The 5,107-nt window shown below is 47.3% G+C and carries 4 protein-coding genes; 3 read left to right on the top strand and 1 reads right to left on the bottom strand.

From position 1 onward, the window contains the following. Both GRP75_RS18965 and GRP75_RS18960 read left to right on the top strand, forming a co-directional pair. Positions 1 to 750, top strand: a 750-nt coding sequence (locus tag GRP75_RS18965) for an ATP-binding domain-containing protein (RefSeq protein ID WP_160790053.1), incomplete at its 5' end; no start/stop codon positions are given. Between the two features lie 153 nt (positions 751 to 903). Continuing rightward, complete coding sequence (locus GRP75_RS18960; RefSeq protein WP_160790052.1) at positions 904 to 2,745, top strand: adenine deaminase; 1,842 nt, start codon at positions 904 to 906, stop codon at positions 2,743 to 2,745. Positions 2,746 to 3,034: 289 nt separating this feature from the next. On the opposite strand, the gene GRP75_RS18955 is transcribed toward GRP75_RS18960, so the two are convergent. Continuing rightward, complete coding sequence (locus GRP75_RS18955; RefSeq protein WP_071558910.1) at positions 3,035 to 3,883, bottom strand: copper amine oxidase N-terminal domain-containing protein; 849 nt, start codon at positions 3,881 to 3,883, stop codon at positions 3,035 to 3,037. 243 nt (positions 3,884 to 4,126) lie between these two features. Here GRP75_RS18955 and GRP75_RS18950 point away from each other — a divergent pair. Then, positions 4,127 to 5,107, top strand: a 981-nt coding sequence (locus GRP75_RS18950) for an ABC transporter substrate-binding protein (protein ID WP_160790051.1), incomplete at its 3' end; no start/stop codon positions are given.

Here is a 5,107-nt window from a genome sequence, read left to right as displayed (position 1 = left end):
AATAGCAACATCCGTCACGTGTTTATTGATGAGGCACAGGACTATTCCCCATTCCAGCTGGCGTTCTTCAAGCGTTTATTTCCACAGGCTAAAATGACGGCACTGGGTGATTTTAATCAGGCCATCTATGCCCATGCCTCGGTGCTTCAGGATGCAGAGCCATTGTATGAGTTGTATGGTGCAGATCAGACCGAGATGATTTCCCTCACACGTAGCTATCGCTCAACACAGGAGATTGTGGAATTTACCCGGGGCATGGTCCCTGGGGGAGAGCATATTGTACCGTTTAACCGTAAGGGTGAGAAACCTCTTGTAACCGAGGTGCGTTCGCTTGAAAAGTTGCATCAATTGATAGTTGGGAATGTCACAGAATTGTTGGCAGAAGGCTATGAATCCATCGCGGTGATCTGTAAAAATGCTGACGAAAGCGCGGCAGCCTACGAAGCGCTGGAAGGACAGCTGTCAGTGAAGCCAAAATTAATTAAGAAAACAACTCCTGCTTTTGAAAAGGGGATTCATATCATTCCGGCCTACCTGGCAAAAGGCGTGGAATTCGATGCGGTCCTGATTTATGACGGATCAGCGAAACAATACCAGCGTGAGAGTGAGCGTAAGTTGTTCTACACCGCCTGTACGCGAGCGATGCATCTGCTGCATATTTATAGCATAGGGGAGATTACGCCATTCGTGAGTTTACGGGATTCGGATACGTATACCCTCAAAATGGAAGAAAGTGATCGTGTTCTATAGAGAGGACATTGGCAATCAGCTGGGGACAAATGCCTTAGAAACCCATGCGATGCTTGAATAGATGTAGAGTTGGCTGGCATTATGGAGCGTATTCCAGTAACATAAGCAAATAAGCAAAACAGGTAAGAAGCATAAACGGAGGTTACAAACGTAATGGACATGAAGAGTGTATTTCAACGCCCGCCGCTGGCGGACTGTGTACCCGAGTTGGTAGCTACAGCTAGAGGAGAGCGCAAGGCATCGCTGGTGATCCGCGGAGGAACACTGGTCAATGTGGTATCGGGCGAGTTGCTGCCGGGCATGTCTATTGCTGTGCAAGGTTCTCGTATCGCTTACGTCGGTAGGGACGTCAGTCATACGATTGGAGAAGACACCATAATCATTGAAGCGGAAGGCCGCTATATGGCACCGGGGTTACTAGACGGACATTGTCACATCGAAAGCACACAGCTGACCGTAACGGAGTTCGCTAAGGCTGTACTGCCGCTGGGAGTGACGGGTGGTTTTTTTGACCCGCATGAAATTTCCAATGTACTGGGTCTAAAAGGGCTTCGTCTGATGCTGGACGAAGCACGTACGACACCGCTGGCTGCTTACATGCAGGTGGCTTCTTGCGTCCCGTCCACAGGTCCGGAGCTGGAGACGACGGGTGCCTCCTTCGGCCCGGCGGAAGTCGCAGAGGCGTTAAGCTGGGGCCCGGATATGATCGGGCTGGGCGAAGTCATGAATTTCCCTGGTGTCGTCTATGGAGACGATGTGATGATCGGAGAAATTCAGGCCACGCTGCGCGCGGGCAAGGTGGCGGATGGCCATTTTACATGGGCCTCCGATGATTGGCGTCTGCCGGTCTATGCAGCCGCGGGAATTACGGGCGACCACGAGTGTGTCACGCCCGAGGATGTAGCCGAGCGTATCCGGCTCGGCATGTATGCCAAGATGCGGCAAGGCTCCGCATGGCATGATGTGGCCGAGACGATCCGAGCCAGCACGGAAATGGGTCTCGACACGCGCCGCATGATGCTGGTAACGGATGACCGCAGCGCAGAATCCTTGCTCCATGAAGGACAGATGGATTTCGTCGTGCGTCATGCCATTGCACAGGGCGTCAAGCCCGTAACCGCGTTTCAGATGGCCACGCTGAATACGGCAGAGCGCTTCGGCGTGGCACGGGATATCGGAGCGATCATTCCGGGTGCGATTGCCGACATTATTTTGCTTGATGGACGATTGGCCGAAGTGAATGTGACGGCTACCATCGCAGCGGGCCAGCTGGTGGCCGAGCACGGTCAAATAGTCGCCGATTGGGACGGCTTCGTGTATCCTGCGGAAGTGATGGACACCGTCCATCTGGGGCGAGAGCTGAGTGCTGCAGATTTCCGCATTGCGGCTCCAGTACAGGAAGGGGATGTACCTGTACGAGTGATTCGTGTTACGGAAAATCACGTGGACACGAAGGAAGTGCGGATGACCGTTCCGGTCCGTAATGGAGAAGTCACGGCAGATCCTGCACAGGATTTGTGCAAAATAGCCGTTTTCGAGCGCCATCATGCCAGTGGCAGCCACGCGGTTGCACTTGTAACAGGTGTAGGCTTCACCGAGCCGGCTGCGATTGCCATGACCGTCGCGCATGATAGCCACAACCTGCTCGTCATTGGTAATGATGACGAGCTCATGACCCAGGCGGCGAAGCAGGCTGTTGCCCTGCGTGGTGGCGTGGTCGTCGTATCCGCCTCGGGTGAGACGCGCTTCCCGCTGCCTATCGCCGGGCTGATGTCCCCAGCTCCGTTTGCAGAGGTGGCTGCGCAGTCCGAAAGTATCAGCCGGGCGCTTCAGCAATCCGGCTGCATGCTGAACAACGCGCTGATGACACTGTCACTGCTCGCACTGGTCGTTATCCCTGAAATCCGTCTGTCGGATCAGGGGCTTGTCGTGATCGGAGCGGATGGCATCCGCAAGGTATCTCTTTTCGTGGAAGAGGATGCTGCGGAAGTCTGATAGAACACGTCGCTGGGGGTTGTCCAGCAGGTCTGACCAGACCTGCAGGACAACCCCTGTTTTTCATATACGAAGCCAAAAAAGTTATCTTCGATTCCTTTATAAAAGTCAAGGAGTGGTGAGCAGATGCATCCCTATTATCGTTCATTAGAAAAGATGGCTCATCATGCCTCGATTATAGGGCAGGATTGGAACAGGTTTGTAGAGCAAACCCATGTGAAGCATATTCAGCAGGGAATTCGCCTTTTAACTTTTGGAGACGAAAAAAGTGTAATAAGAAAAAATCACATTATACAGTTGTATTACTTATAATCTTCAGAAAACCGTTCTTCCCAGCGGTAAACATTAACTGATTAATGGATTTTCTTGCGGTATCGTTAAACAAATACCACTCATCTTTCGATACGTCATGAACTAAAATCTCTGGATATTCTGTTGAAAGTTCAGATGGAACAGGACTAATTAAAGAATAAATATCAAAACGAACTAAGCTTTTCCCTTTTTGGTCTAAGAAATCATATTGTGCATTTTTATAATAAGACCCAAATGTGTCAATAGTGAAGCTCCAAGAGTAGTTTGCAGGTGCTTCAACCTTTTCACCTATGTTTTTTGCAAAAATATTATAAATGGTTTCATTAAATGCATTTACATTAATTTGCTGAACTACGCCGCCCATAAACATATGGTATTCATATTGCAATGCTTTTACTTGTACACCGTCTATGAACAATGGTTTAGTATCAACAGTCACTGCAAAGTTGTTGTAATTGACATTACAGCCAAACGTCTCTGCAATAAAACGAAGTGGAACATATATGCGATTATTTTTCGTGTATGGTTTTACATCAAGCAGTATCTTTTCTCCGTTTTTTTCCGCGGTGCTTCTATTTATTGCTAATTTCACTTTCATATCGCTTTTTGCGAGAATAACCTCGGAATTGGACCACTCGACGCTAGCCCCCAAACTTTCACTAATAACACGTAGAGGTACCATTGTGCGTTTGTTCTTCATTTCGGGCTTCACATCGGATGTAGTAGTCACACCGTCAACTTTGATTTGATTTTCTGCTGCATAAGTAGTTGACGATGAAATAAATAAAAAAATTGTAAGAAAAGCCCCAAAGAAAGCTTTTTTCATAAATGATTGCTCCTTTCTTGGTTTAATTTGTTGCACAGCAACTTTACCCCATATTAAGACGCAACTGGATAAAGATCGTTGCGCTGTCCTGTCTGTTAACTTAACGTAACAACCAGTTTGTACTATTCAATTAACTTCCTTCATTTACCAATGGAAAATTTCTAACCTTCCCGGGGAATTATGTCGATAACATTGAATATTATTCATAAATTTTATCAAAGTAAATCCTTAGGGGGAAAGTTAATGAGAATACAGCTAAAAGTTGCGATTTCTCTAGCATGTTTAATGATGTTTATAGGTTGTTCAGCCTCACCAGTATCACAGCAGACGACCAAGATTACACTTTTGAATTCCAAAAGTGAAATAAAAACTCAATTAGAAGAAGTAGCAAAACAATACAATCAAGAGCACCCCGGAGTATCTTTAGAGATTATAACCGCTCCTGAGGGAACGTCTGCATATCAAAAGCTGATGTCGATGTACGGCTCAGGAAGTGCAGCGACCATGTCGATGCTTGATCCGGGAGACACTCAGCAATTTCTGGATAAAGCCGTTGATTTAAGTAAAGAAAAGTGGGTAGCCGATACAATAGAAAATGGACTTGACACCGTTAAGAAAAGCGATGCTGTGCTCGGATTTCCATTTGCAGTGGAAGGCTACGGATTAATATACAATAAGAAAGTGCTGGACAAAGCGACAGGGGGTTCTTTTGATGCTTCCTCGGTAAAAAGCAGAAGCAGCCTGAACTCATTAATGGCTAGGATTCAGAAGACGGGAGTAGCACCGGTCATGCTTTCGCCAATGGACTGGTCTCTCGGCTCTCATCTTTTAGCTTTGTCTTATTCTGTTCAGCCTGGGGGTTTTTCAGAGTTTGTTAAAGGTATGCAGAACAGCTCCATCGATATGTCCCAAAATAGTGTAATGTCTGGATGGGTACAAACTTTAGACCTACTCAAGGATAACAGCATCAATAAGCGCTCGCCTTTGGACAGTACATATGACGATGGAGCCAAAGCTTTGGGAGAGGGCAAGGTAGGGCTTTGGTTTATGGGCAACTGGGCGTGGGCTGGAATTAAGAGCAATGATACAGCAAATGAGGAATACGGCTTTTTGCCCCTTCCATTAAGCGATAATACGGATGATCCTAACAATGCTAAGATTACAGTCGGTGTGACAAAGTATATATTCATCGACTCCAAAACTACCACACCTCAGCAGCAAGAG

The sequence above is a fragment of the Paenibacillus sp. OT2-17 genome (genome assembly GCF_009827695.1).
Lineage (GTDB): Bacteria > Bacillota > Bacilli > Paenibacillales > Paenibacillaceae > Paenibacillus > Paenibacillus polymyxa_B.
This window is presented reverse-complemented; position numbering and strand designations above follow the sequence as displayed.